This window comes from Kitasatospora sp. NPDC057595 (assembly GCF_042800875.1).
Lineage (GTDB): Bacteria > Actinomycetota > Actinomycetes > Streptomycetales > Streptomycetaceae > Kitasatospora.
In genome coordinates this window covers 249441-272111 of record NZ_JBHVGL010000004.1, presented here as the reverse complement: position 1 = coordinate 272111, position 22671 = coordinate 249441, and the positions used below count along the sequence as shown (strand labels likewise).

At 73.7% G+C, this 22671-nt stretch carries 16 protein-coding genes and 2 pseudogenes; 8 read left to right on the top strand and 10 right to left on the bottom strand.

Going from position 1 to position 22671, the window contains the following annotated elements; all coding sequences use genetic code 11:
* Positions 1-36: 36 nt before the first annotated feature.
* Genes ACFU9E_RS09525 through ACFU9E_RS09515 form a run of 3 tightly spaced genes read left to right on the top strand, consistent with a single transcriptional unit; the run spans position 37 to position 2732 of the window.
* A complete protein-coding gene (locus ACFU9E_RS09525) occupies positions 37-819 on the top strand; it encodes an ATP-binding cassette domain-containing protein (RefSeq protein ID WP_380682039.1) in 783 nt (260 codons plus the stop codon).
* 3 nt (positions 820-822) lie between these two features.
* Positions 823-2130 carry a hypothetical protein gene (locus ACFU9E_RS09520; RefSeq protein ID WP_380682038.1) on the top strand — a complete coding sequence of 436 codons (1308 nt, stop codon included), beginning with the start codon at positions 823-825 and terminating at the stop codon, positions 2128-2130.
* Positions 2127-2732: a hypothetical protein gene (locus ACFU9E_RS09515; protein WP_380682037.1), complete on the top strand. Its 606-nt coding sequence runs from the start codon at positions 2127-2129 to the stop codon at positions 2730-2732. The genes ACFU9E_RS09520 and ACFU9E_RS09515 overlap by 4 nt, the downstream gene beginning before the upstream one ends.
* 26 nt (positions 2733-2758) lie before the next feature.
* Here ACFU9E_RS09515 and ACFU9E_RS09510 read toward each other — a convergent pair whose 3' ends face one another.
* Positions 2759-3679 carry a pentapeptide repeat-containing protein gene (locus ACFU9E_RS09510; protein WP_380682036.1) on the bottom strand — a complete coding sequence of 307 codons (921 nt, stop codon included), beginning with the start codon at positions 3677-3679 and terminating at the stop codon, positions 2759-2761.
* 174 nt (positions 3680-3853) lie between these two features.
* On the opposite strand from ACFU9E_RS09510, the gene ACFU9E_RS09505 reads away from it, so the two are divergent.
* Positions 3854-5479: a DUF2079 domain-containing protein gene (locus tag ACFU9E_RS09505; protein WP_380682035.1), complete on the top strand. Its 1626-nt coding sequence runs from the start codon at positions 3854-3856 to the stop codon at positions 5477-5479.
* Between the two features lie 52 nt (positions 5480-5531).
* Here the strand turns inward: ACFU9E_RS09505 and ACFU9E_RS09500 are convergent, their stop codons facing one another.
* On the bottom strand, positions 5532-6329 hold the full coding sequence (locus tag ACFU9E_RS09500; protein ID WP_380682034.1) for an SGNH/GDSL hydrolase family protein: 798 nt from the start codon (positions 6327-6329) through the stop codon (positions 5532-5534).
* Between the two features lie 172 nt (positions 6330-6501).
* A pseudogene (locus ACFU9E_RS09495) lies at positions 6502-6852 on the bottom strand (winged helix-turn-helix transcriptional regulator); the annotation flags it as partial.
* A gap of 97 nt (positions 6853-6949) precedes the next feature.
* Between ACFU9E_RS09495 and ACFU9E_RS09490 the strand changes: the two are divergent.
* Positions 6950-8164, top strand: coding sequence for a pyridoxal phosphate-dependent aminotransferase (locus tag ACFU9E_RS09490; protein WP_380682033.1), 1215 nt, complete (start codon positions 6950-6952; stop codon positions 8162-8164).
* 134 nt (positions 8165-8298) lie between these two features.
* On the opposite strand, the gene ACFU9E_RS09485 is transcribed toward ACFU9E_RS09490, so the two are convergent.
* Positions 8299-9966: a fibronectin type III domain-containing protein gene (locus tag ACFU9E_RS09485; protein WP_380682032.1), complete on the bottom strand. Its 1668-nt coding sequence runs from the start codon at positions 9964-9966 to the stop codon at positions 8299-8301.
* A gap of 179 nt (positions 9967-10145) precedes the next feature.
* Here ACFU9E_RS09485 and ACFU9E_RS09480 point away from each other — a divergent pair, with 179 nt between their 5' ends.
* Complete coding sequence (locus ACFU9E_RS09480; RefSeq protein ID WP_380682031.1) at positions 10146-10805, top strand: ThuA domain-containing protein; 660 nt, start codon at positions 10146-10148, stop codon at positions 10803-10805.
* Between the two features lie 82 nt (positions 10806-10887).
* On the opposite strand, the gene ACFU9E_RS09475 is transcribed toward ACFU9E_RS09480, so the two are convergent.
* The 4 genes and pseudogenes from ACFU9E_RS09475 to ACFU9E_RS09460 all read right to left on the bottom strand — a co-directional run.
* On the bottom strand, positions 10888-15321 hold the full coding sequence (locus tag ACFU9E_RS09475) for a SpaA isopeptide-forming pilin-related protein (RefSeq protein WP_380685921.1): 4434 nt from the start codon (positions 15319-15321) through the stop codon (positions 10888-10890).
* Between the two features lie 174 nt (positions 15322-15495).
* Positions 15496-15747 (bottom strand): hypothetical protein, encoded by a 252-nt coding sequence (locus tag ACFU9E_RS09470; RefSeq protein WP_030302164.1) that lies wholly within the window; start codon positions 15745-15747, stop codon positions 15496-15498.
* 87 nt (positions 15748-15834) lie between these two features.
* The gene (locus ACFU9E_RS09465; RefSeq protein ID WP_380685919.1) at positions 15835-16275 is read right to left on the bottom strand and encodes a (2Fe-2S) ferredoxin domain-containing protein; all 441 of its coding nucleotides are present in this window, start codon (positions 16273-16275) and stop codon (positions 15835-15837) included.
* Positions 16272-16499 (bottom strand): annotated as a pseudogene (locus ACFU9E_RS09460) (heavy metal translocating P-type ATPase); the annotation flags it as partial. The pseudogene ACFU9E_RS09460 and the gene ACFU9E_RS09465, both read right to left, overlap by 4 nt.
* A gap of 56 nt (positions 16500-16555) precedes the next feature.
* Here ACFU9E_RS09460 and ACFU9E_RS09455 point away from each other — a divergent pair.
* Positions 16556-16936 carry an ArsR/SmtB family transcription factor gene (locus tag ACFU9E_RS09455; RefSeq protein ID WP_380685917.1) on the top strand — a complete coding sequence of 127 codons (381 nt, stop codon included), beginning with the start codon at positions 16556-16558 and terminating at the stop codon, positions 16934-16936.
* A gap of 260 nt (positions 16937-17196) precedes the next feature.
* Here ACFU9E_RS09455 and ACFU9E_RS09450 read toward each other — a convergent pair whose 3' ends face one another.
* On the bottom strand, positions 17197-18852 hold the full coding sequence (locus ACFU9E_RS09450; protein ID WP_380714877.1) for an FAD-binding dehydrogenase: 1656 nt from the start codon (positions 18850-18852) through the stop codon (positions 17197-17199).
* 299 nt (positions 18853-19151) lie between these two features.
* On the opposite strand from ACFU9E_RS09450, the gene ACFU9E_RS09445 reads away from it, so the two are divergent.
* A complete protein-coding gene (locus tag ACFU9E_RS09445) occupies positions 19152-20036 on the top strand; it encodes an SGNH/GDSL hydrolase family protein (protein ID WP_380685913.1) in 885 nt (294 codons plus the stop codon).
* A gap of 65 nt (positions 20037-20101) precedes the next feature.
* On the opposite strand, the gene ACFU9E_RS09440 is transcribed toward ACFU9E_RS09445, so the two are convergent.
* Entirely contained in the window at positions 20102-22531 is a 2430-nt protein-coding gene (locus tag ACFU9E_RS09440; RefSeq protein WP_380685040.1) for a lamin tail domain-containing protein, read from the bottom strand.
* Between the last annotated feature and the right edge of the window lie 140 nt (positions 22532-22671).

Here is a 22671-nt window from a genome sequence, read left to right as displayed (position 1 = left end):
CCGCACCCGTTCCGAGCGAAATGCGTCGACCCCGCCATGGCCCTTGAATTCCACCGCATCGACTTCCAGTACAGCCGCAAGGCGCTCCTGTTCACCGGTCTCGATCTGCGGATCGACAACCCGGCCACCGTCCTGCTCGGCCCCAACGGCGCCGGCAAGTCCACCCTCATGGCGCTCGCCGCCTCGCAGTTGAGCCCGCACCGGGGGCTGGTCACCTGGCGTGGCGTCAACCCCGCGGCCGGCGACGGCGACCGGGCGGCCTACCGGCGCGCGGTGGCCTGGCTGCCGCAGCAGATCACCCCCGTCCCCGGGCTCAGCGTGCGCGAACAGGTCGCCTACTGCGGCTGGTTGAAGGGCATGTCGCGCACCGCCGCCTGGCGGGCCTCGGCCGGTGCGCTCGCCCGGGTCGGTCTCTCCGGGCTCGCCGACCGGCCCGGCCACCAGCTCTCCGGCGGCCAGCTGCGACGGATGGGCATCGCCGGCTGCCTCGCCCACCACAGCGAGCTGATCCTGATGGACGAGCCCACCGCCGGGCTCGACCCCACCCAGCGCGCGGTGTTCCGCTCCCTGGTCGAGGAACTGACGGGCGAGGTCGGCATCCTCGTCTCCACCCACCGGACCGAGGACCTCGCCGGCACCTACCGGCACGTGGTGGTGCTGGACCGCGGGCAGGTCCGGTTCCAGGGCGCCACCGAGGAGTTCCACGCCCTGGCGGCGGTCGGCCGCGCGGCCCCCGGCGGACTCTCCGGGGCCGACGGCGGGTCCCGCACGCCGAGCGCCGAGGCCGCGTACGCGCGGCTGATCGAACGGGAGACGTGACCGATGCTGCTGCGCACCGTTCTGCGGATCTCGGCCGGCACCCGGATCCTGCCGTTCCTGCTCGGCTTCGTGCTGGTCGCGCTCGGCGACGAGCTGACCGCCTTTGTCACCCCGGCCTACGGGCTCGCCGCCGCCGGACACGCCGGCCTCGCGCTGCCGTTCGCCTGCGCGGCGTGCGCGGCCGGCGGCGCCTGGGAGGGCGGACGGCTTCAGCGGGGCGGTGCGTTCGGCCGCTCGCCGGTCCGCTCCGCGACGGCCATCACCACCCCGGTGCTGCTGCCGGTCGCCGTGATGGGCGCGCTCGGCATGGCCGTCGCCCTCGGCACCGCCGCACTGGCCGGCGGCACCGTGCACGGCCTCCCGCAGCCCGGTCCGTTCGCCGTCTGGGCCGGACTGCTGCTCGCCGCCACCCTGGTCGGCTCGCTCGTCGGCCGGGTGCTGGCGCCGGTGGTCGCCGTGCCGCTGGCGCTGGTCAGCAGCTTCGTGCTGACCTCCTACCCCGCCGCGTTCGACAGCTACTGGCTGCGGCACCTGGTCGGCGGCGGGCTGTCCGACTGCTGCGCCGTGGACCAGGTGCTGGACGGTCGGGCGGTGACCGGCTCACTGGCCTTCTCCGGCGCGGTCTGCGCGGCCGCCGTGCTGCTGATCCGCCGACGCGGCACCCCGCTCGCCCTGGCCGTCGCACTGGTGGTCACCGCGGGCGGCATCGCGGTCGGCGGCTGGACCGTCCGCGACCTCGGCCCCGAGCCGGTACGCGCCCGGCCCGCCGGCGCCCTGGTCTGCGACGGCGGCCGGCCCCGCGTCTGCCTCTGGCCGGAGCTCGGCAGTGCCCGCTCGGCGGTGGTCCGCGCCGAGGTCCGGCGGGTCGCCGAGACCCTGGCCGGACGGGGCGTCACCGTCCCGGAGTCCTTCACCACGGCCGCCCGCCCCGGACCGGGCGAGGCGGGGCTCGGCGTCCCGGCCGACGCCCGGGCGCAGGACGTCCTCCCCGCCGTGGTCGGCGCTCTGCTCCCGCGTGCCCCGGACTGCGCCCGCCGCGGCGAGCCCTACCCGGCCGCGGTCGCCGCCGGCACGGCCACCGCCTGGCTCACCGCCCGGGCGGGCCCGGACGGCGGCACCCCGCCACCGGCCGGCGTCGGCGGCCGGTTCACCGAGGCCGACGCCGCCCGCGCCGTCCAGTTGCTCCGGCTGCCCGACGAGGCCCAGCTCGCCTGGTACCGCGCCACCGCGGCGGCACTGGCCGACTGCGGCACCCCGCCCCCACCGGTCCCGTACGCCGGGACGGCCACCGCGGGCGGGGGTGGGCGGTGATCTGGTGGTGCAAGGCGCGCGCCGTCCCGGTGCTCGCGGCCGTGCTCGCCGCGACCTTCGCCGTCGGCCTGCCGTTCGGCGACGGCGAGCTGCCGGTGCCCGCCCTGCGCGGGCAGACCGGGCACTTCCTGCTCGCGCACGTCATCGCCCTGCTCCCGGCGGTGTTCCTGCTGTACGGGCTGGGCCGGGGTGACCTGCGGACCGAGACGGTCGCCGCGCGGTTCCTGCGCGGGCTGGACGTCGGACTCGCGCTCGCCCTCGCGGCCACCGGGACGATCTGCGGCGGCCTCGCGTACGCGGCCGGGCAGGGCGCACTCGCCGTGGTCCTGGCCCGCAACATCGCCGGCTACCTCGGCCTCGCGCTGCTGTTCCACCCCCTGGTCGGCCACCGTCCGGCCGCCGCCGCGCTGGCCGCCGTCCCGCTGCTCTGCTCGGCGGCGGGCTGGTATCCGGACAGCCGCCCCCGGCCCTGGGCCTGGCCGCTGCACCCGGCCGGCTCCGCGCCCGCGCTCGCCGCCGTCGCCCTGCTGCTGCTCGCCGGTGCGGCCGTCGCCCTGCTCCACAAGCGCCCGCCCAGTACGCCGGACCTCCTGGCCGGCTGAGTGCTCTGCCCGGCCGGGCGGGCGGCTCAGCGGCGTCGGGGCCGGCCCGAGCGGGCGCCGCCCTGGGGGCCGCGGGGCCCGCGGGGCGGGCGGGGCGCGCGCGGGTTGCCGCCGTCGGTGGCCGCCGCGGCGTCGGCCGTGTCGGGCCAGTGGGCTGGGCGCTTCAGCGTGGCCGGGAGACGGGTGGCCGCGTCGCCGCGGGCGGCGTTGAGCTGCGCCTGGGTGAGGAACAGCGCCTCGGTGAGATCGGCGCCCGCCAGATTGGCGTCCCGCAGGTCCGCGCCGACGAGGTCGGCGAGCCGCAGGTCCGCCCCCGCCAGGTCCGCCGCGACCAGCAGCGCGCCCCGCAGATTGGCCCCGCGCAGGTCCGCGCCGCGCAGCCGGGCGCCGAACAGGTCCGCACCCCGGTGCTCGCGCCGACGCGGAACGCCGGCCCGGACCAGCTCGCTGGCCCTGAGCAGCAGCTCGGCCACCTCCTGCCGGTGCGCGGGCACGTCGACCGCGAGGATCTCCTCCGGCGTGCCGCCGGCCAGCCGCTCGGTCTGCTCCAGCGCCCGGCGCAGCTCGTCGTGCACCGGCCGGGCCGGTTCGAAGGTGAGCGCCTCGGTGAGGTACCAGAGCAGCTCGTGCAGCTGCCGCACCACCGGGAACACCTCGAACATGGTCCCCGCGCTCTCCGGCGCCTCGCGCCAGCTGCGCCCGCCGAAGACGACCTGGGAGACCTGCTGACCGGCCCCGAAGCAGTCGTACACGGTGCAGCCGGGGAAGCCGCTGTCCCGCAGCCGCTCGTGGATGCCACAGGTGAAGTCGGTCCGCAGATTGCGGCAGGCGGTGCCGGCGGCCTTGTTCACGGCGAAGTCGGACCCGGCGGCGAACGGCAGCGCGACGCAGCACAGCCCGAAGCAGCTCCCGCAGTCGGAGACGAGGTTGAGGCTCGGGATGCTCACGGTGCTGTTGTTCCTCCGGTACGACGGTGCGACGGCGGTGCGGCTGTGCACCGGTGCAGCTGTAGAGCGTACCGACCGCCGCCGCGCGGCCGTCGGTTAGTGTGGTCGGCCGAGCACGAGCAGCACCGCAGCACCAGAACACCGAGCACCGAGCACCAGCGGAGGAACCAAGGCATGTCCCGGCACGACGTGGCGCCGCACCCGGCCACCGGGAGCACCCGGGACACCGAGCGGCCCGCCGCCGGACGGCCCCCCGCCCTGCGCCTCCCGCCCCGCGCCCGCACCGTCGGATTCACCCTGCTCTGCTTCGCGGTCTGCCTGGCGATCGGTCTCCAGCAGTGGACCACCCTCCAGCTCGGCGGCTTCGACCTCGGCATCTTCGACCAGGGCGTGCGCGGCTACGCGCACTTCGGTCTGCCGGTGTCCACGCTGAAGAGCTTCCACCACGAGTTCCCGCCCGGCTTCTCGCTCCTCGGCGACCACTTCTCGCCGGTGATCGCGCTGATGGCACCGCTCTACTGGCTCTGGGACGACCCGCGCTCGCTGCTCCTCGGCCAGGCGCTCTGCTTCGCCGCCGGCGTGCCGCTGATCCGCCGGATCACCGACCGCTGCTTCGCCGACGCCGACCCCCGCACCGCCCGCCGCGCCACCGACCTGGCCGCCCTCGCCTACGGACTGGGCTGGCCCCTGCTGGTGGCCTCGCGCGGCGGGTTCCACGAGGTGGCGTTCGCCGTGCCGCTGACGCTGCTGATGCTGGAGCGCGGGATGGCCCGGCAGTACTGGGCGTCCGCACTGGCCGGCCTGCTGCTCTGCTGCACCAAGGAGGACATGGGTCTGGCCGTCGGCGCCTACGGCCTGGTGCTGCTGCTGCGGGCGCGCCGGGAAACGGACGCCGACCGGCGCCGACCGGCCGTCCGCTGGGGGCTGGGCCTGCTGCTCGGCGGCCCGCTCGCCTCGGCGGTGGCGATCGCCGAGCTGATCCCGGCGATGGGCGGGGTGCCCGGCTACTACTGGAACTACCAGGCGCTCGGCGAGGACGGCGGCTCGGCGGTCGCCCATGTGCTGGCCGACCCGACCCGCCTCGTCTCGACGCTCTTCGACGCCCCGCTGAAGCCGCTGCTGCTGCTGTGGATCTTCGGCACGCTGTTCCTCCTCCCGCTGCGCTCGGCGACCGTGCTCCTGGCCGTCCCGCTGCTCGCCGAGCGGGTGCTCTCCAGCAACCCCAACCACTGGTCGATCGCCCGGCACTACGACGCGTTCCTCTGGCCGATCCTGCTGGTCGCCGCGGTGGAGGTGCTGGGCCGCTGCCACGACCGGGCGCTCACCCGACGGCTCGGTGTGGCCGCCGCCGCGCTGACCGTCGCGGCCGCGCTGCCGCTCGGGGTGGCGAACCTGTTCGTGCCGGCCTACTGGCAGCCGAAGGCGAGCGAGGCGGCGCTGCTGCGCGGCGCGGCGCTGGTCCCGGACGGCGCCTCCGTCGAGGCCGACAACCAGGCGGCGCCGCGGCTGACCGCCCGCGCGGACGTGGTGCTGGTCGACGAGAAGCCGCGCGGACGCGAGTACGTGCTGATCCGGGCGGACAAGCGGTCCTTCCCGTTCCGGACCGACCACGAGCAGGCGGCCAGGATCGAGCTGCTGCTGGCGCACGGTTACCGGACGGTCTGGTCGGAGGACGGCGTGTACCTGCTGCACCGGGAGGGCACCGAGTCCGTCCCGGGCGAGCAGGTGCCCGGTCCGGACGCCACCCCGTACCAGGACGAGGTGCCGTCGGACGTGGGCCACAACCTCTTCCGGGGCTGACGGCCGCCGGTAGACCGCGGCACCCGCCGCCGCCCGGCGGCCCGTACGCCGCTCAGCCCTCGTAGGGCAGCAGCTCCGCGCGCTTGGGCGGGCGGCCGTCGCCGGAGGAGCGGCCGGTCAGACGGCGGCCGATCCACGGCCCGAGGTGGGTGCGGGCCCAGCGGGCGTCGGCGGCCAGCTTCTCGCCGCGGGTCGGCGGGGCGGCGACCGGCAGCGGGGCGCGCCAGTCGAAGCCGGCGGGGCGCCCGAGCGCTTCCAGAACAGCCTCGGCGACCCGGCGGTGACCCTCGGACGAGAGGTGCAGCCGGTCCTCCGCCCAGAGCCGGCGGTCGTCGAAGCAGGGTGCGGAGAACAGGTCGACCACGGCGATGCCCGGATCCTGGGCGAGCTCGTGCACGAAGGCCTTCATCCGCAGGATCGCCGGGAGCAGCCGGGCGGAGCCGGCCATCCGCCGGGTCGGGTCGGTGCTGGTGAACATGACCACGGTGGCACCGGTGGCGCGCAGCCGGGCTGCGGAGGCGCCGAGGAGTTCCTCGACCCGGGCGACGTCGCAGCGCGGGCGCAGCACGTCGTTGAGCCCGCCGGCCAGGGTGACCAGCTCGGCGCCCATGGCGGCGGCCCGGTCGAGCTGCTCGTCGTGGATCTGGCCGATGAGCTTGCCGCGGACGGCGAGGTTGGCGTACCGGAAGCCGCCGGCCGGGTGGTCGGCGGCGAGCCGGGCGGCGACGCGGTCGGCCCAGCCCCGGAAGTGGCCGTCGGGCAGCAGGTCGTCGCACATGCCCTCGGTGAAGGAGTCCCCGACGGCGACGTAACTGCGGAAGGCGGTGGGCGTGTTCTGGGTGTTCTCCATGGCCCGACGATCGTACGCGCGCGGCCGGCGCCGGGATCGGGCGGGATCGGGCGGAGCCGGCGGGGGGCCGCGGCACCGATCCACCGTTCGTCCGCGCCGGTCAGACCCCCGCCGGCTCGGCCACCGTTTCCCCCGCCGGCTCCCCCGCCGGCTCCTCCACCCCGCCGGTGATCCAGTGCGTTCGCACGGCATCGGTCGGCCGCTGCTCCCCCAGCGCGTCGAGCCCCCAGACACCGAGCGCCGCCACGACCGGCCGCAGCGCGGCGCCGCGTTCGGTCAGCTCGTAGACGGTGGCGTTGGCCGGCCGTTCGAGGCGCCGCCGCTCGATGACGCCCTCGCCCTCCAGCTGCTTGAGCCGCGCGGCGAGGATGTCGGTGGAGACGCCGGGCAGGTCGGCGTGCAGGTCGGTGTAGCGGCGCGGACCGGCCAGGAGTTCACGGACGATCAGGAGGCTCCAGCGCTCCCCCACCGCGTCCAGGGCGCGGGCGACGGCGCAGTACTGGTCGTAGCTTCGGCGTGACATGTGGATCAGCATAGCCAAGAGGTTGGACTTTCCAAGTGCCTACTTGGTAGAACAAAGCGAGCAGGGTCGACGCGGGGTGACGGTCGGGAGGCCGCAGATGGAGTTTCGGCAGTCCAGCAAGCTGAATGACGTGTGCTACGAGATCCGCGGCCCGGTGGTCGACCAGGCCAACGCGCTGGAGGAGGCCGGGCACAGCGTGCTCCGGCTGAACACCGGCAACCCGGCCACGTTCGGCTTCGAGGCGCCCGAGGAGATCCTCCAGGACATCATCCGCAACCTCCCCCGCGCACACGGCTACAGCGACTCGCGCGGCATCCTGCCGGCCCGCCGTGCGGTCGTGCAGTACTACCAGCAGCGCGGCGTCGACGGCGTGACCGTCAACGACGTCTACCTCGGCAACGGCGTCTCCGAGCTGATCCAGATGGCCGTCACCGCGCTGGTGGACGACGGCGACGAGGTGCTCGTCCCGATGCCCGACTACCCGCTGTGGACGGCGGTGGTCCGGCTGGCCGGCGGCAAGGCGGTGCACTACCTCTGCGACGAGGGGGCGGACTGGTTCCCCGACCTCGACGACATCGCCGCGAAGATCACCGCCCGCACCAAGGCGATCGTGGTCATCAACCCCAACAACCCCACCGGCGCCGTCTACCCGAAGGAACTGCTGGAGGGCATCCTCGACCTCGCCCGCCGCCACCAGCTGATGGTGCTGGCCGACGAGATCTACGACAAGATCCTCTACGACGACGTCGAGCACCACTGCCTGGCCGCCCTGGCCGACGACGTGCTCACGCTCACCTTCAACGGCCTCTCCAAGTCCTACCGGGTGGCGGGCTTCCGCAGCGGCTGGCTGGTCGTCTCCGGCCCCAAGCAGCACGCGAGCGACTACCTGGAGGGCCTCACCATGCTCTCCGGCATGCGGCTGTGCCCCAACGTGCCCTCCCAGTACGCCGTCCAGGCCGCGCTCGGCGGCCACCAGTCGATCAACGACCTGGTCCTGCCCGGCGGCCGCCTCGCCGAACAGCGCGACGTCGCCTTCCGCGCCCTCAACGAGATCCCCGGCGTCAGCTGCGTCAAGCCGCGTGGCGCCCTCTACGCCTTCGCCAGGCTCGACCCGGCCGTCCACCGCATCGTCGACGACGAGCGCTTCGTCCTGGACCTCCTGCTCCGCGAGAAGATCCACGTGGTCCAGGGCACCGGCTTCAACTGGCCCCGCCCCGACCACTTCCGCTTCGTCACCCTCCCCCGCGCCGACGACCTGGAGACCGCCATCAACCGCATCGGCCGCTTCCTCGCCACCTACCGCCAGGTCTGACCCCCGCCGCGTCTCCCCCGCGGATTCCAGGGAACGGGACGTCCGCGAACCGTGATCCGGTTCCGACACGCAGCCCCCGCAGGCGGTGCCTGCGGGGGCTTCGCGGGCTGCGAGGGCTGCTGCCGTGCGGGCGGTTACCAGCCCCAGCCGCCGCCCTGGCCGTCGTCGTCGCGGTTGCCGTCCCAGCCCTCGCCGACCTCGCGGAGGATGGTGTAGTGGTCCACCCGGGTGCCGTCCTCCGCCAGGGCGGTGACGGTCATCTCGGACTTCCGGCCCAGATGGGCGGGCTTCACGTCGACCTTGATGAAGGAGTAACCGGTGTAGCGGACCCGCGACCACTCGACCTTCTCGGTGACCTTGCCGCCGCCCTTGGCGAAGTAGTAGGTGTCCACCGAGTCGAGGCGGTTCTCGTGGCCCTCGTAGGTGTCCGGGGCGTCGAACCGGTAGAGGCTGCGGCCGGCCGCGCCCGCCGTCACGTACACCACGCCGTCCTTGGCCGGCTCGACGGAGGCGCCGCTCGGCACCGTCTTGGAGACCTTGTTGCCGAGGATCGCGTCGGTGCGCTCGTACACGTGGTTGTGACCGTTGATCACCAGGTCGACCCGGTACTTCTCGAACAGCGGCACCCAGGCCTCGCGCACCCCGCCCTCGGAGGCGTGCTGGTGGGTGGTGGAGAAGGCGCAGTGGTGGAAGAAGACCACGACGAAGTCGATCGTCTCGTCGTTGCGCAGGTCCTTCAGGGTGCGCTCCAGCCAGCGGGTCTGCTTGCCCGCCGAGATGCCCAGGTTGGCCGGGATCTCGTAGGAGACGTCGTTGGCGTCCAGCGAGATGACGCCGACGTTCTTGTAGCGGAAGGAGTAGACGCCGGGGACGCTGCGCTTGTCCGGGCCGTTGTCCGGCAGGTAGAAGCGGGCGTTCTCGCCACCGTAGCCGTTCGGCGAGTACCAGGCCTCCATGTCGTGGTTGCCGTAGGCGACCATCCACGGCACCTTCGAGGCGACCGTCTCGGTCTGCACCAGGAAGGCGTCCCAGGTGGTGGCGTTGAACACCGACTTGTCGGAGTCCTGGCCGGAGCCCGCCGGGTCGGCGTAGCAGATGTCGCCGGCGTGCAGGTGGAAGGCCGGGTTCTGGGCCAGGATGATGTGGTCGTTGCCCTTGGCGTGGTCGCTGACGCCCTGGTCGCCGAAGGCGGTGAAGGTGAACGGCTCGTACACCTTGCCCCAGCGGTGCTCGCGCGAGGGCGCGGTGCGGAAGGTGCCGAGGGTGGAGATGGCCTGCTGCGAGGCCGGGTCGAAGCCCTGGTGGCCGACACCGTAGTAGTAGGTGGTGTCGGGGTGCAGGTCCTCCAGCGCCACGTGCAGGTAGTACTGGTCCACCGGCTGGCCGGTGGGGGTGAGCGCCGGGGTGTGCAGGGTGCGCACCTCCGCCTCGATCTTGTGGCTGAGGTCCCACGGGTTCTTGCCGTAGCGCAGGAACGGCCGCTTCACCGGGGCCGGCACCTGCCAGGAGACCCGGAACTGGGTGTCCGGCTCGGAACCGAAGGCGAGGTGACGTCCGATCGGGGCGACCAGCGAACCGTCGACGCTCGCGGTGGCGCCGCCGGCCAGCAGCTGAGGCGTCGCCGGGGCGGCCGAGGCGGTGCCGCTGCCCAACGCACCGCCCACCGCCAGCGCGCCCACCGAGACGGCGCCGACGCGCAGCATCCGGCGGCGGGAGAAGCGGGCCCGCAGGTACTCGTGCTGCTCGGCCATGCTCATGCGTTCGGCGAGCTCGACCGGCACGCCCATGTTCGGAGTTTCCATGGACCGGACTCTTCCAGCCACGCGTTGACCCGACACGGACACGCGGTGAACGCGCCCGGGCGCGCCGGTCAGTCGAACACCAATGTTCGACCATGCCTCGGCAAAGCCGTACGCAGGCGAAACGCGTCCCACGGGCCCGGACACTGGCGCTCCGGGCGGGGCTGGCAGGATCGTCCACCATGGCCCGGATCCTGATCTACCGTCGAAACCTCCGCTTCCCGCACGCCTCGGTCGTCGACGGCACCCGCGCGCTGGGCGAGCTGGGCGAGCGGCACGGCTTCACCGTCGACGCCACCGAGGACCCGGCCGTCTTCCGGCCCGCCGCGCTGCGCCGCTACGCCGCCGTGGTCTTCCTCTCCACCGGCGGCCCGGTGCTCGACGAGGCCGGGCAGGACGCCCTGCGCGCCCACCTGACCGCCGGTCACGGCTGGCTGGGCGTGCACGCGGCGTCCAGCACCGCGTACGAGTGGCCGTGGTTCGAGGGACTGGTCGGTGCCCGGTTCGACCGGCACCCGGCGATCCAGACCGCGCCGGTCCGGGTCGCCGACGCCGATCACCCGGCCACCGCCCACCTGCCCGCCCGCTGGGAGTGGACCGACGAGTGGTACGACTTCCGCTCCGACCCGCGCGATCGCGGCGTCCGCGTCCTGCTCACCGTGGACGAGGCCGACTACACGGGCGCGTCGATGGGCCTGGCCGACCGTCATCCACTCGCCTGGTCCGGGGAGCACGACGGCGTGCCGACCTTCTACACCGCCCTCGGCCACGCGCCCGAGGCCTACGCGGACCGGGCCTTCCGCGGGCACCTGCTGGGCGGCCTGCGGCACGTGCTCGGCTGAGCGGGCCCCGGGCCGTCGTCACGACCGCACAGGACCGCCCGGAGCAGGGAGCCTGCTCCGGGCGGTCCGTCGGATCAGCCGGTTACCAGCAGTCCTCGTCCTTCTCCTTCTCGTTGGTCAGGCAGATGGGGACGCAGTCGTCGCAGTTCACCTCGATCGGACCGGTGACCGGGTCGCGCGGCAGCTGGTAGCCGTCGGGCGCCTCGGTCTCCCGCAGGTAGTACTGCCCGGCCGGCAGGTGGTCGAACTCGCACCTTCCGTCGGCGTCGGTGGTGCAGCCGCTCACCAGGGTGTCCGGGTTGGCACCCCCGGTCTGCAGGCCGGGGACGCCGTTGCTCTCCCGCCACAGCTCGAACACCGCGCCGGCCAGCGGCTCGCCCGACCACTTGTCCTTCTTGGTCAGGTGGATCGAGCCCTTGCCCGGCGGCTTCGGCGACGGGCAGTCGGCGGCCGTGACCTGGACGCCCGCCATGGCGTTGGCCGCGGTCAGCACCAGCGGGCCGAACACCGCGTCGGCCGGCAGGTCGTACCCGGGAGGTGCGGCGATCTCCCGCCAGTAGTAGATGCCGAGGTCCACCGTGCGGCGGCAGAGACCGTCCGCACCGGTGGTGCAGGTGCTACCCACCTGGGTGTCCGGGTTCGGGCCGGTGGTCTGGAGACCGGGGATGCCGTTGGTCTCCTCCCACAGCTCGAAGACACCACCGGCGAGCGGCGCACCGGTCTCGGCGTCCTTCTTCAGTACCCGCACCTCACCCGTGACCACCGACTGCGGGACGTCGGGCGCGGTGACCTGGACGCCGGACGCGGCGTTCGCCGCGGTCAGCACCAGCGGGCCGAACACCGGCTGAGCCGGCAGCACGTACCCGGGGGGTGCGGCGATCTCACGCCAGTAGTACGTGCCGAGCGGCACCGTGCGGCGGCAGATGCCGTCCGCGCCGGTGGTGCAGGTGGTACCCACCTGAGTGTCGGGGTTCGGGCCGGTGGTCTGAAGACCGGGAACCCCATTGGTCTCCTCCCACAGCTCGAACACACCACCGGCGAGCGGGTTGCCGGTCACGGAGTCGGTCTTCTGGACCCGGACCTCACCGGTCACCGGGGCCTGCGCCACGTCCGGAGCCGTCACCTGCACGCCCTGGGCGGCGTTCGCCGCCGTCAGCACCAACGGACCGAACACCGGCTGAGCCGGCAGCACATACCCGGGAGGTGCGGCCGTCTCCTGCCAGTAGTACGTGCCGAGCGGCACCGTGCGCCTGCACAGACCGTCCGCACCCGTGGTGCAGGCCGTACCAACCTGAGTGTCGGGGTTCGCGCCGGTGGTCTGGAGACCGGGGATCCCGTTGGTCTCCTCCCACAGCTCGAAGACACCACCGGCCAACGGCGCACCGGTCACCGAGTCCGTCTTCAGGACCCGCACCTCACCGGTCACCGGCGCCTGCGGCGCGTCGGGGGCGGTGATCTGCACACCTGCGGCGGCATTCGCCGCCGTCAGCTCCAAGGGGCCGAACACCGGATCAGCCGGCAACTCGTAGCCGGGAGGTGCGGCGATCTCACGCCAGTAGTACGTGCCGAGCGGCACCGTGCGGCGGCAGATGCCGTCCGCACCCGTGGTGCAGGCCGTACCAACCTGAGTGTCGGGGTTCGCGCCGGTGGTCTGGAGACCGGGGATGCCATTGGTCTCCTCCCACAGCTCGAAGACACCACCGGCCAACGGCGCACCGGTCACCGAGTCCGTCTTCAGGACCCGCACCTCACCCGTCACCGGGGCCTGCGCCACGTCCGGAGCCGTCACCTGCACGCCCTGGGCGGCGTTCGCCGCCGTCAGCACCAACGGACCGAACACCGGGTCGGCCGGCAGGTCGTACCCGGGAGGTGCGGCCGTCTCCTGCCAGTAGTACGTGCCGAGCGGCACCGTGCGGCGGCAGATGCCGTCCGCACCCGTGGTGCAGGCCGTACCAACCTGAGTGTCGGGGTTCACGCCAGTGGTCTGAAGACCGGGAACCCCGTTGGTCTCCTCCCACAACTCGAACACACCACCGGCCAACGGCGCACCGGTCACCGAGTCCGTCTTCAGGACCCGCACCTCACCGGTCACCGGCGCCTGCGGCGCGTCGGGGGCGGTGATCTGCACACCCTGGGCGGCATCCGCCGCCGTCAGCTCCAACGGACCGAACACCGGATCAGCCGGCAACTCGTAGCCCGGCGGAGCCGCGATCTCCCGCCAGTAGTAGGAACCGAGCGGCACCGTCTGACGGCAGATGCCGTCCGCGCCGGTGGTGCAGGTGGTACCCACCTGAGTGTCGGGGTTCACGCCAGTGGTCTGAAGACCGGGGATCCCGTTGGTCTCCTCCCACAGCTCGAACACACCACCCGCGAGCGGCAGGCCCGTCACCGAGTCCGTCTTCAGAACGCGGACCTCACCCGTCACCGGCGCCTGCGGCACATCGGGAGCCGTCACCTGCACACCCGCTGCGGCGTTCTGGGGGGTCAGGATCAGCGGGCCGAACACCGGATCGGCCGGCAGCACGTACCCGGGAGGTGCGGCCGTCTCCTGCCAGTAGTAGGTGCCGACCGGAACCGTCCGGCTACACAGACCGTCCGCACCCGTGGTGCAGGCCGTACCAACCTGAGTGTCGGGGTTCACGCCAGTGGTCTGAAGACCAGGAACCCCGTTGGTCTCCTCCCACAGCTCGAACACACCACCCGCGAGCGGCAGACCCGTCACCGAGTCCGTCTTCAGAACGCGGACCTCACCGGTCACCGGCGCCTGCGGCGCGTCGGGGGCGGTGATCTGCACACCCTGGGCGGCATCCGCCGCCGTCAGCTCCAACGGACCGAACACCGGATCAGCCGGCAACTCGTAGCCCGGCGGAGCGGCGATCTCCCGCCAGTAGTACGCACCGAGCGGCACCGTCTGACGGCAGATGCCGTCCGCACCGGTGGTGCAGGTGGTACCCACCTGAGTGTCGGGGTTCCTACCGCTGGTCTGGAGGCCGGGAACCCCGTTCGTCTCCTCCCACAACTCGAACACACCACCCGCGAGCGGCAGGCCCGTCACCGAGTCCGTCTTCAGGACCCGCACCTCACCGGTCACCGGCGCCTGCGCCACGTCCGGAGCCGTCACCTGGACGCCCTCAGCAGCGTTCGCCGCCGTCAGCACCAACGGACCGAACACCGGATCCGTCGGCAACTCGTAGCCCGGCGGAGCCGCGGTCTCCCGCCAGTAGTACGTGCCGACCGGAACCGTCCGGCTGCACAGACCGTCCGCACCCGTGGTGCAGGGCCGACCCAGCTGGGTGTCCGGGTTCGCGCCACTGGCCTGGAGACCGGGGACCCCGTTGGTCTCCGCCCAGAGCTCGAACACGCCGCCCGCGAGCGGCGCGCCCGTCACCGAGTCGGTCTTCAGCACCCGCACCTCACCCGTCACCGCGGCGGCGCAGTCGGGCAGGTCGCCGTTGAAGGGGTAGGCGTGGAACTCCTGGCCGCCGCCTCCGGTGGGCGAGCTGGTGTGGATGAGCCCGCCGGTGGTGAAGAAGCGGCCGTTGACCCCGGGCAGGGTGACCGTGGTCTGCGAAGCCTGCTCGCCGACCAGGACGCTGCCCTGGAACTGGCCGGTGCCGGCCAGGGTGACCGTGGTGGCGTCCGGGAAGTTCCACAGCAGACGCTCGCGGTAGGCGTTCAGCGGGTCGTCGTCGGTGATGCCGCCGCTGAAGGTGTTGATGGTCCGGGCGGCACCGGTGAGGTTGACGAGGATGGTGGCGCCCGCCGGGATGTTGGCGAAGGTGATGCCCTGCTGGGCGCCGCCCCGGCCGGTGAGGTCGAAGTCGACGTTGAAGACCTGGAGCGCCGACACGCCGTCACCGGTGAACAGGGTCTCGAATCCCGCGTTCACCGCGGTGCCGGTCGCGGTGCGGGGCACACCGTTGACCCGGGCGTAGCAGTCGGAGGCGGCGGTGAGCTGGTCGCGCAGGCCGGCGTAGGGCTGGATGGCGTTGGGGTCCTGGACGAGGGTGCCGATCACGGTGCCGGTGACCGTGCCCGCGTGCCGGACCACACCACCCTCGGCCACCAGGCTCTGGCCGGGGGCGATGACGACGTCGTCACCGGTGGTGAGGAAGTCGGCGCCGTCCGGCGGAGGGACCCGCGAACCCACACCGACGATGCCGATGTTGTAGATGGAGCTGGCCCCGGGGTCCTTGGACTGGTTGAAGTCGTTGAGGACGACAACACGGCCCTCGGCCTCGGCTGCGCGGCCGCGGACCAGGAAGTCGGAGCCGACGAAGATGTTGATCCCGTTGTCCCGCCCGGCGAACGGGCCGTTGTTGATCGGGGGGAAGGGCTCGGGACAACTGCCGGGGACGCAGGGCCCCAGGCCACCGGGCAGCGTCGCGGCCTCGGCGGACACGGCTCCGGGGCCGAGCGCGAGGACGGGGACGAGGGCCGAGGCGATGGTGCACGGCAGTGCCAGGGCGAGAGCCTTTCGGCGGACGCGCGCTAACAGTCGGTTGAGGGAAGCCATGGTCGTAGCGTCCGACAGGCCATGTGCGCGAGGTCGCCGTTGACGCGTCCACGTACGCTGAATGATGAAACGCGCGCACCCGCACAGACCAACCGTCACCTGCCGCGTCCCGTCGGCCGGGACCGCGGACGGGGCGCGGGGCCGAGGGCTCGACGGGGTGTCAGAGGGCCGTGCTCAGGACGCCTCGTCCCAGGGGGACGCCGCCCGGTTGCCGGTGCCGTCGCAGGTGCGGCAGATCTCGTCGCGGTAGGCGTGCTTGGCGCCGGTGGCGTCGACCCGGTAGCGGACGTAGACGCCGGTGCCGTCGCAGAGGAAGCAGTTGCCCCCGCCGCCGCCGACCTCGGTGGTGCCGGTGCCCTGGCAGGTGCGGCAGCTGAGGCCGGCGGTGCGGCCGGTGCCCGCGCAGATGCGGCAGACCGTGGTCATCGTCTTCCTCCCGGTCGGAACCCGGGCCCGACGGAGGGGGCCCAGGTCATGGTAGGCGCTGACCGCCGCTTCCCGGGCGGGCCCTGCTCAGCCCGGCAGGCCCGCGCTCACGCGGCGGGAGACGGCGATCTGCTGGAGGTCGAGCATCCCCGGCGGGTCGGCGAGGCCGGGACCGCCGGCCCGCACCCACTCGGCGATCTCCTCGATCATGTCGTCGGCGAGCACCCAGCCGAGCCAGACCGGTCGGCCGCCGGCCGCGCGGCCCTCGCTGGAGGGGCCGACCACGACGACGTTGGAGTGCGCACAGGTGTCCAGGCACTTGACGGCCCGGACCCGGCCCGTGTCGCCGACCGCGGTGCGCAGCCGCTCGTACTGGCCGGCGTGGTCGACACCGGGGTGCTTCTCCTGGGTGCCGCAGCAGCAGCCCCGGCAGACGGTGACGGTCACCGGGGACGCCGGGCCGCGGCCGCCCGCCTTCCCCTCGGCCTTCCCCCCGGCCCGTTCACGCTCGCGCTCGCGTCGGCTCATCGTCCTCGGCCCTCCTCGTTCCGCAGGGCCCGCCGCCACCCCCGTTCGCGCGGCAGCCGCAAGCCGTGGTGGCCGACGATCACGGTGGAGCCCTCGTGCCCGGCGACGCCGAGCGGCAGGGGCAGCGTACCCGCCGGGTCCCGGGTGACCAGCAGGGCGATGGCCGCCCCCGCGATCACCAGGTTCCGCACCACCGGCCGGCGGGCCCGCCGGGAGAGGGCCAGGGTGCCGTTCCCCCGGGCCCGCGTCCCCCCGCATCCGCGCCCCGTAGGATTCACCCATGGGACACGCAGCCGCCGAGAACACCGTGCCGCGGATGCGCCTGGACGCCTCCAACGCCGCCAAGGTGGCGAGCACCCTCCAGGCCCTCGCCACCCCCTCGCGCCTGCTGATCCTGGCCGAGCTCCGCGAAGGGCCGCGGGCCGCCACCGAGCTCGCCGACGCCGTCGGCATGGAGCAGTCCGCCTGCTCCCACCAGCTGCGCCTGCTGCGCAACCTCGGCCTGGTGGTCGGCGAGCGCCGCGGCCGCTCGGTCGTCTACTCGCTGCACGACGACCACGTCGCGGCCCTGCTCGACCAGGCGGTCTACCACGTCGACCACCTGCGCCTCGGCATCGTCGACAACGGAATGGCGAACTCCGCGCCGAAGAGCGGCAGTTGAGTGCAGCGGCGGTGACCGCGGGAGCGCCCCGGCGGCCAGGCTCCGGGCCGTGAACCTCGTAGCGCTCGCGGTCGTCACGTTCGTGGGCGGCAGTTCGTACCTCGCCGGGGCGCAAGCCTCGACGACGTACCGGATCCGCCGCTGCGGAGCACGGCCGCGCGCCCGGGTGATCGGCGTCCGGGGCGGGACCGAGCGCGACAGCAACGTCGTCGAGGACTCCGTCCGGGTGCGCTTCGTGGTCGCGGACGCCGCCCCGGCGGTCACGCCGTGGCCCGCGCGGCCGCGCGGCCCGCGATGCGGCCGGAGAAGAGGCAGCCGCCGAGGAAGGTGCCCTCCAGGGAGCGGTGACCGTGCAGGCCGCCGCCGCCGAAACCGGAGGCCTCGCCGGCGGCGTAGAGACCGTCGAGCACGGAGCCGTCGGGGCGCAGGGCGCGGGCCGAGAGATCGGTGTGCAGACCGCCGAGCGACGTGCGGGTGAGCACCGAGAGCCGGACGGCGATCAGCGGGGCGGCGTCCGGGTCGAGGATGCGGTGCGGGGCGGCGGTGTGCAGCAGCCGGTCACCGAGGTAGCGGCGGGCGCCGCGCAGGGCGGTCATCTGGGGGTCCTCGGCGGAGGGGTCGGCCGGCCGGCGGTCCCGGGCCTCGACGACGTGGCGCAGCTCGGCGGTGTCGATCAGCGGGGCCCGCGCCCTGGCGTTCATCGCGCGGGCGAGGTCGCGCAGGTTGCCCGCGACGACGAAGTCGGGCCCGTGGGCGAGCTGGGTGCGCACCGGGCCGGGGACGCCGGGCAGGGCCCGCCGGAGCGCGGCGGGCAGTGAGCCGCCGGTGGGACCGGGACGCTGCCCCGAGCCGGAGAGGGTGAACTCCTTCCCGACGATCCTCCGGTTGAGCACGAACCAGCTGTGCTCGTACCCGGTGGTTCCGAGGTGCTCCAGGGTGCCGAGGGTGTCGAAGCCGGGGAACAGCGGGGCGGGCAGCCGGCGGCCCAGGGCGTCGAGCCGGAGCGAGGAGGGGCCGGGCAGGATGCGGATGCCGTGCCCGGGCCAGACCGGGTCCCGGTCGGTGACGCCCTCGGCGCAGTGCCACATCCGGTCGCCGTTGACCAGCGCGGCCCCGGCGCCGGCGGCGACGCCCAGCATCAGCCCGTCGACGTGCGCGGGCACCCCGCGCAGCAGCCGCCCGGGCGGGGGGCCGAGCCGGGCCGGCCAGGCCCGGCGGACCAGGTCGAGGTTGCCGCCGATGCCGCCGGAGGCGACGATCACGGCCTGCGCGCGCAGTTCGAAGCGGCCGGCCGGCTCCCGGGAGCCGGCCTCGCCGCGCGCCGCCGCGCTCGGCACCAGCACCTCGCCGGTCACCGTGTCGAGGGCGCCCGCGCTCGTGGCCAGGCCGGTGACCCGGTGCCGGAAGCGCAGGTCGACCAGCCCGCGAGCGGCGGCCGCGCGGACCTTGCGGACGAAGGGCTCCAGCAGTGCCGGGCCGGCGCCCCGGACGAGGTGGAGGCGCGGCACCGAGTTGCCGGGGCCGTCGGCGAGCGGCCCGCCGCGCTCGGCCCAGCCGACGACCGGGAGGAACCGCACGCCCAGCGCGCGCAGCCAGGCCCGCTCCTCCCCCGCGGCGAACCCGACGTAGGCCTCGGCCCAGCGGCGCGGCCAGCGGTCCTCGGGCCGGTCGAAGCCGGCCGAACCGAGCCAGTCCCGCCGGGCGAGGCCGTGCGAGTCGCGGATCCGCAGCCGGCGCTGCTCGGGCGAGCCGACCAGGAACAGCCCGCCGGGCGACCAGCGCGCCTGGCCGCCGAGCGAGGAAGCGGGTTCCTGGTCGAGCAGGATCACCCGTCGCCCGGCGTCGACGAGTTCGGCGGTCGCGGCGAGGCCCGCGAGTCCGGCTCCGATGACGACGACGTCGGCGTCCATGGCCATCCGGCAGCTCCTCCAGACCGGCGGCGGACGGTCGCGCGCATTCCGCTCCGCCCCGTTTCGGAAATGACTTCGACACACCGTGGAGCGAAATTCGAAATTCCCGCCGGGACACCCTCCGAAACCGATCGGCGAAACCTCTGGCGGATTTCCGGAAATGTCTGCGCGCGGCATGGACGGCGGCGAAACCTGCCAGTAACTTACCTGTCGGTAGTAGCTGTGGCCCGGCTGGTACGTCCCCCACCCGTTTCTCTCCCCCAGGAGGAACCGTGCTCCGCCGTGCCCGGAATTCCCTGCTGCTCGTGTCCACCGCACTCGGCGCCGCCCTCGCGATGACCGCCACCGGCGCCCAGGCCGCCACTCCCGCCCCGCACCGCTACGTGGCGCTCGGCGACTCCTACGCGTCCGGCGCCGGCGTCCCGAACCAGTCGGCCGGTCTCTGCCTGCGCTCCGATCGCGACTACGGCCACCTGGTCGCCGCCGCCCTGAACGCCGCCGCCTACCGCGACGTCACCTGCGCCGCCGCCAAGGTCAAGTCGATCACCCAGGCCCAGTACGACGCCTTCCTGCGGGTCAACGACCCGCAGATCGACGCGGTGACCCCGGACACCGACCTGATCACCCTCGGGATCGGCGGCAACGACCTCGGCGACAGCGACATCGGGATCGGCGACGTGATCGCCACCTGCATCGCCGGCGCGGTGGTCAACCCGCTCGGCACCCCGTGCACCGACGTCTACCACCACGGCTACTGGGACTGGTCCACCTGGTCCTGGCAGTACGGCGACGACGACCTCGCCGACCGGATCGACGCCACCGGACCCCGGCTCGCGGACACCGTGCGGAAGCTGCGCGCCAAGGCCCCCAACGCCCGCGTCCTGCTGGTCGGTTACCCCTCGGTACTGCCCGCCGACGGCGCGTCCTGCGTGCTGCGCCAGCCGCTCGCCCCGGGCGACGTCCCGTACCTGCACGGCGTGCTCGACCGGCTCAACGGGATGCTGCGGTCCACTGCCGCGGCGGTCGGCGCCGGCTACGTGGACACCGCCGCCCCGACCCGCGGGCACGACGTCTGCTCGGACGCCCCCTGGATCGAGGGCGCGCTGCCCGGCTCCCCGGCCGTCCCCTTCCACCCGAACGCGACCGGCGAGCGGGTCATGGCGGACGCCGTACTGGCCGCCCTCCGGTAGGAACTGCCCGAGGGGGCGGTGACCGGACCCCGGTCACCGCCCCCTCGGTCGTGCGCCCGGCGGCCTCACGGCTTGATGCGGACCACCTGCGGGTCGTGGTCGCTCGCCTGCTGGGCGAACTCGGCGTTGATGTGCACCACGTCGTACTTGGCGTACCCGACCTCCGGGCTGACCAGGATGTGGTCCAGCACCTGCGAGTTGCCCTGGTAGACGTACGAGTACTGCTCCTTCTCCGGCAGCTCGTTCACCAGGTCGCGCAGCACGCCGTCCTTGGTGAGCGCGGCCAGCGCGGGCGAGAACTGGTAGTCGTTGAAGTCGCCGACCGAGACCACCTTGGCCTCCTTGTCGGCGGCCAGCAGCTTGGCCACGAAGGCCTGCTCCACGGTGGCCTGCTTGATCCGCTGGACCTCGGAGGAGCGGGTCGGGGCCTGGAAGCGGCTGTCGATGCCCTGGTCGCCGCCCTTGCTGTTGAAGTGGTTGGCGATGACGAAGACCTTCTTGCCACGGAAGGAGAACTGGCCGACCAGCGGCTTGCGGCTGCTGGTCCACGCCTCGTCGGTGGGGGCGATCCGGCCGGGCGAGGCGGTCAGCGAGGCGGCGGCGCCGGTGCCGGCGACGTCCACGGCGGTGGTGGCGGTGCCGCCGGGGATGTCGGTGAAGGACACCCGCTGCGGGTTGAACAGGAAGACCTGGCGGATGTTGCCGCCGGGCTCGCCGCCGTCCTTGCCGTCCTGCGGGTCGACCGAGCGCCAGTCGTAGGCCGGGCCGCCGGCCGCCTTGATCGCGGCGATGAACTTGGCCACGGTCTGGCTCGCGTCCACGGTGCCGTCGTTCTTGGCACCGTTGTTGTCCTGGATCTCCTCCAGGGCGACGATGTCGGGCGAGCGCAGGTGGGTGACGATGCCGGCGGCCAGCTCGGCGAACTTGGCGTCCGGGTTGGTGGCGGCCAGGTTCTCCACGTTGTAGGTGGCGACGGTGAGTTCGCGCTCGCCGGCCTGGGCGGTGACCTCGCGCTGCAGGTGGTTGTCCTGGAGCGCGCCGAGGGTGCCGGCGACCAGGGTGTAGCCGCCGAACTGGTTGTAGTCCAGCGGGCCGCTGGTGGTGCCGGTCAGCACGTCGCCCACGTTGGCGACCGGGAAGGGCTGCTGGGAGACCGGCGCCTGCTGCTGGACCATCAGACGGCCGACGTTCGGCTCGGCGTAGGACTCGTAGAGCAGGCCGCCCCGCTTGCTCTTCTGGTCCTGCTTGTCGGCGGCGACCCACAGCTCGTTGTACTTGTCGGTGGCCTGGACCACCCGCACGTCGCGGACCTCGACCAGCATGCCCTCCAGCGACTCGTAGAAGTCGAGGGTGTACTTCTCCGGGTCCAGGGCGACGCCGTTGACGGTGCCGTCGGCGCCGGCCTGCGGGCTGTAGGTGCCCGGGATGTTGCGGGTGTCGACGACCACCGGGGCCGGCAGCGGGTTGCCGGAGGAGAGCACGGTGACGGCCGGGTTGGTCAGCTGGGTGAGCGACTGCGAGCCGCCGTTGAAGTTCGGGTAGTACTCCGTCACCTTGCCGGTGACCAGCACCGAGTCGCCGACCTTGACGGTCGGGTTGGCGGAGCCGGTGTAGACGAAGACGCCCTCGCTGGTGGCCGGGTCGGCGTCCGGGTTCGGGTCCTGGATCCAGAAGCCCTTGGAGCCGTACGCGCGCACGCCGGTGACGACGCCGGGCACGCCCGCGACCGTCTTGCCGGTGCGCTCGGACACCCGGGTCTTCCCCTGGATGTCGTGGATCCGCACGGTGCCCGGCTCTGTCGGACCGGTCGGGGTGGAGCCCTCGGCGACCTCGCCGCGGCTGTTGGTCGGCGTCGGGGCGCCGGCCGCGAGGTCGGCCGCGTTGTCGTCGGTGTCGGGCAGCCCGGCCTTGCGGGCCACCGAGGCGGTGTTGGAGGCGCCGGGCACCGAGGCCGAGCCCTCGTGGACCACGGCGGTGCCGAAGCCGACGAGGTCGCGCACCCGCGGGTCGGCGGCGCAGTCGGCGGCGGTCTTGCAGGTCAGCGGGTCGGTACCGCGGACCAGCGCGACGGTGCCGCTGGTGGCGGAGAGCGCCAGCGAGCCGGCCGCGTCCGGGGTGGGCAGCTCGACGGTGCCCGCCGCGCCGGCCGACTCGGCGACCAGGTAGCGCCCGCCCGGGGCGATCGAGCCGGTCAGCGGGGTGACGCCCCACTGGGAGCCGGCGCCCGGGGTGGCGGATATGTACTGGATGCTCCAGCCGTCCAGGCCGAAGGCGGCGCCGCCCTTGTTGGCCAGCTCGACGAAGTCGTTCTTCAGGGTGGCGCCCGAGTTGCCGCCACCGCCGTAGACCTCGGCGATCAGCACGTCGGCGGAGGGCGCGGCCACGGCGGCCGGCAGGGGGGCCAGCACCAGGGAGGCGGCGAGACCGGCCGGGACGATCGCCGCGCGCAGCAGGGCGCGGCGGGAACGCGGACGGGGAGCAGTGGGGGTGGTCACCGGAACGGGACTCCTAGCTGTGGGTGAGGGTCGGTCGGGCCGGGCGCACCGCGCGCCCCGCCCCGCTACCCGCGTAGAAAGTCGTGCGGGGGCCGGGATCCACCCCCGCAGCGCCCAAAGATACGCGCGTAGAAAATGGC